Genomic DNA, 1,162 nt, shown 5'->3' on the forward strand with positions numbered 1-1,162 from the left:
TCATCCCGTGATGGTCATGCAGTATATGGCGGGGCAAAACCTTGATGGAGGTTATGGAGGCACACCCGCGCTAGTGGAAGCGGATCCAGCGATGGTGGTGGTCACCCCCGTTGAGCAATACCTCAAAAGCTATTTGGTTAATACACCTGCTTATACGATCGATAGAAACTTTATTAATGTTGTCATAGCAACTTCAGCGGTCGGCTCTGTCCAACTCAATGGAAATAGTGTAGATACAAGCCTATTTACTGAGGTACCTGGTACTGAATATTCATTTGCTCAAATAGAGATTGAAACGGGGTCTCATTTTTTGGAGGCAAGTGAGCCGATGGGAATGTATAACTACGGTTATGCTCGATATGAATCATATGCATACTCTGGAGGCATGGCGTTTAGTTTACCAGGTGATGTCGCATCACTTGACCTTAGCTCAAGTGATGGTTCTGCCTCAATTGGTGAGTCCCTATGCGTGATGGCGACAACAGTTGATAGTGAAGGTAAACCAGCTGCAGGAGTAAGAGTTGCATTTGCTACAACTGGGGAAAATGAGGATTTTGACTATGTCATGACTGACTCAGTGGGTGAGTCGACCTTCTGTTACTCTGGGCTGAACTCTGGAGTCGATACCATCACAGCAACAGTAATGGAGCTGATATCCACACTGGATGTTACATGGACGGAAGCGATAGAAAATCAGGCTCCTGTGATAACATCAATGCCTTCTTTGCTAACGACCTCAGAAGCATCATATTCTTATCAGGTAGAGGCATTTGATCCTGAAGGGGAGGAATTAACTTTCCAGTTAGTAGATCCCGCTTATAACATGTCTATTGATGCCAATGGTTTGCTTAGCTATCCAAGAGTTACCTGGACAACTGCCGGCAGCTTTGGTGGGCATACAGATATTGTCGTTGAAATAAGCGATGAAAGTGGTAATAAGACACTACAGAAATTTGCACTAAGAAATGACAGGCCTTATAACTTACCACCAGAGTTTGTGGTATCTACTCCCAACGCTAATGCAATCGTTGGTGTTCCGTATGTATACAACGCAGACTATCTAGACTTTAGAGTACGTGGGTATACACACCGTCTTGAAGTGGCTGATCAGTTTATTTGGAGCCCATGGAAACTTGATGCCGTCTATGCTGAGCTCGTATCT

The 1,162-nt window shown here is 44.6% G+C and carries 1 protein-coding gene; it reads left to right on the top strand.

The genetic code is table 11. The annotated features are described in order from the left end of the window. Positions 1 to 1,162, top strand: a 1,162-nt coding sequence (locus A3756_RS27085) for a hypothetical protein (protein WP_197481122.1), incomplete at both ends; no start/stop codon positions are given.

Source organism: Oleiphilus sp. HI0086, from assembly GCF_001635225.1.